A 3,550-nucleotide genomic window follows, 5' to 3' on the forward strand; every position below is an offset into this window, starting at 1 on the left:
GGCTGGCCGAGGACGATCTGCTTCGTGACGAGTTTTCCGGGGCCGCCCCCGGCAGCCGGCTGTTCACGAGCGCCAGGGAGGCCGGTACGCAGCGGATTCTGGAGGCACTCTGGCCGTATCCGGCGGCCATTTCCGTGTTGCCGGGGCTGCCGAGCGTGCCTGCACGGACCTGACCGGCGCCATATCCAGCGGTGACGGCCCGCGCGGGGCCGCTTGCGCGATCGCGAGGGCCGACGGCAGCCGGCCGTGAATGGCCGGCCCCGGTCCCCCGCGGTCTATCCGCCCGCCGGGTTGTCCGCCTGGGCCTCCCGCTCGAAGACGTAGTCCAGCCACTGGCCGGTGAGGCGGTCGGTGAGGCGGTTCTGCTGCTGCCGCGCGGAGAGGTTGTCGATGTCGATCCACGACAGCGGCTGGTCCTGGCCGGCGCAGGTGAATACCGGGCGGGTGCGCTCGCCGGTATCCGGGTCGATCTGCCACTGCAGGCACTGGGCGCACACGCCCTTCATCATGCACTGCATGGGCGAGCCGACGGTGCCGAAGGCCTCCACACCGGGGGCGAAATAGCTGCGCAGCTCGCCCTTGAGTGCGGCCTGGAAGCCCTTGAGCAGTCCGGTCCCGCCCATGACCATAACCCGGTCCACGTCCGACAGCGGGATGCCGTCGGCGGGGCCGACCTCGCCGTCGCCGTAGCGGCGGACGAGGTCGAGCATGTCCGTGGCGACGAGGCTGGTGTCCTGCGGCCGGCGGGCCTCGATGGTGGGCTCGCCGGCGGTGCACCAGAGGATCTGGTCCGCGCCGCCCTCCAGCTCGTCCTGGTGGTCCACGTCGCCGGCCCTGCCGAAGGCGGCGACGTAGAGCACGCGGTTGCCCGCGGCACGCAGGGCGGCGCCGATGTCGAGCATCACCGCCGCGCCCCAGCGCCCGGCGACGACCATGATGGTCTTGCCGGTGGGCATGTCCGTGGGCGCGCCGGTGGGGCCCATGAGTACCAGCGGGTCGCCGGGCTGGAGCCGGCCGACGAGCCGCGGGCCGGCGCCCCACTGGAGGATCATCAGCCGGATGCAGTCGCCGTCGACGCCGGTGCCGCTGACCGTGAGCAGCGGGACCTGGAGTCGTGTGCCCTCGACCACCGGGCTGGTACTCTCGAAGGTCTGCAGCCGGAAGAACTGGCCGGCGCGGAAGTTCCGTGCGGCGAGGGGGGCACGTACCCAGACCTCGGTCATCGCCGGATTCTCGCGGTTGACCGAGACCACCCGGGCGCTGAACTGCTCGTCCATCTCGGCAAGGAAGCCCGCGGCGCTGGCGTCCGAGGCCTGCGGTTTGGACTGCACCGAGCGCAGGATCTGCGGATAGCTGCGCTTGGCGGAGGCGATGGCCTTGACCACGCTGCCATTGAATGCCGGGTGGGTGTCGCCGATGAAGCTCACCCGGTGGCCGTCCTCGTCATAGGAGGTGAACGGCCCGAACTCCGGGGACTTGCAGTGATCGGCGTCCTCCACGGGCTGGAGCTCCTCGCGCCGGGCGATGTGCGGGAGGAAGTGGTTGCCGTTGAGCGCGAAGGTGCGCGGGTACTCGCGCTCGTAGATGGTGTTGGGCACCGTGCCCGCGGCGACGAAGATCGAGCGGGCGTCCAGCGTCACCTCCTCGCGGGTGGCGAGCCAGCGCCCCTCGACGCGCTGCATGCGCCGGCAGACCAGCGACTTCACGTGGTCGTACCGGTCCACGTCCGCGTACAGCGGCTCCAGGCCCTCCGCGTAGAAGAGCCCCTCCTCCATGGCCTTGGTGAGCTCCTCGTGGTTGCGCGTGTACGCCGGCGAGGCGTTCATACCCTTGCGGTAGGCGATGGTCACGCCGCCCCACTCACGCAGCAGCGGCGCGAAGTCCGGCGCCTCGCCGGCGGCCGCGGCGCGCTCGCGCTCGGCGCGCACCGCCCGGCCGTGGGCAAGGAATTCGGCGAGGGTCTCGCGGTCCTCGTCGTTGAGCGAGGCGGTCACGGCCTCCTCGCCACGGGCGGCGGTGAGGGTCTCGTAGCGGTGGAGGACCTTCTCCACCTGCTTGATGTAGTAGGCCTGCACCTCAGTGGCGGTGTCGACGCCGGTGAGTCCGCCGCCGATCACCACCGCGGGCAGCCGTACCTGGAGGTTGGCGAGGCTGGAGTCTTTGCCTGCGCCGGTGAGCTGCAGCGCCATGAGGAAGTCGTTCGCCTGGCGCATGCCGCGGGCGAGGCTGTTGCCCATGTGCAGGACCCGCGGCAGACCGGCGCCGGTGGCGATGGTGACGTGGTCGAACCCGAGCCGCCAGGCGTCCTCAAGGGTGACGGTGCCGCCCAGGCGCACGCCGCCGTGGACGCTGAAGTTCGGCCGCCGGGCCAGGGTCAGGTAGATGAGCTTGAGGAAGTTCTTGTCCCAGCGCACGGTGATGCCGTACTCGGCGACGCCGCCGAAGCCCATCAGGATGCGCTCGTCGAGGTCCTCCACCAGGTCGGACCAGCGTTCCACCGGCTCCTCCAGCAGCGCCCGAGGCAGGGGCTCGATCTTGAGCCCGTCCACGCCCACCACGGTGCAGCCCGCCTGGGTGAGGTGATGCGCCATGGTGAAGCCCGCCGGGCCCATGCCGGCCACCAGCACCCGGCGGCCGTTGTCCGCCGCCGGCAGGAACTGCTCGGCGCGCAGGGGGTTCCAGCGGGTGAACAGGTGGTAGAGCTCCACGCCCCAGGGCAGGTCGAGGACGTCGGTGAGGCAGCGCGTCTCGATCTGCGGGATATCCACCGGGTCCTGCTTCTGGTAGATACAGGCCTTCATGCAGTCGTTGCAGATGCGGTGGCCGGTGGCGGGGATCATGGGGTTGTCCACCATGGCCACGGCCAGCGCGGCGAGGGTGTGTCCGTCGCGCTTGAAGGAGTGCATCTCGGAGATCTTCTCCTCGACCGGGCAGCCGGTGAGGGTGTTGCCGAGCGGGTCCTCCTTGAGGCCGAGCTCCGGGGAGCCCTTCTTCTCCGGGAAGCCCTTGGAGCAGAAGTCGCCGTCGTGCTCGTGGCAGTAGATGCAGTAGTGCACCTCGCCCTGAACGGCGCGGGCGCTGGCGCGGCCGTCCGTGAGCCCGAAGCCGTCGCGGCGGCGCTTGTGGCCCTCGCCGGCCTCGCGGCGTGCGACGCCGTCGCCGGTCTCCTGCAGCGGCACCAGTGCGGTGTGGTCGACGCGCTGGGGCAGCCGGAAGCTGGTCCAGCCGGCGACGGTGCGGGCGGCCTCCGGCTCCTTGCGTGCGAGCTTGCACCAGGCGGTGACGCGCTCGATGGCCTCGGCGTTGGCGTCGCTGTCGGCCAGCAGGCCCATCGCGTAGGTGGCGACGCGGTGCTCGCGGTCGCCGTCGTGGCCGCCGGTGCGCTCCTCGAGCCAGGCGTCCAGCTCTGCGAAGGACGTCTCCACCGGGCGGCGGTGCTTCTTCACCCGGCGCTGGACGAACTCCTGCTTGAAGCCCATGACCACGTCGTGGGAGAGGGTGGCGGCACGGGCGCGATCCAGCGCGGCGCCGATGTCGAAGAGCTCGCCGA

Annotated in this window: 1 protein-coding gene; it reads right to left on the minus strand. The window is 71.2% G+C overall.

Annotated elements, in window-relative coordinates; genetic code table 11:
• Nucleotides 1-275 precede the first annotated feature (275 nt).
• On the minus strand, nucleotides 276-3,550 hold a 3,275-nt coding region (locus G7A99_RS16820), incomplete at its 5' end, for an FAD-dependent oxidoreductase (protein ID WP_163142293.1).

It is taken from the genome of Arhodomonas sp. KWT (genome assembly GCF_010993615.1).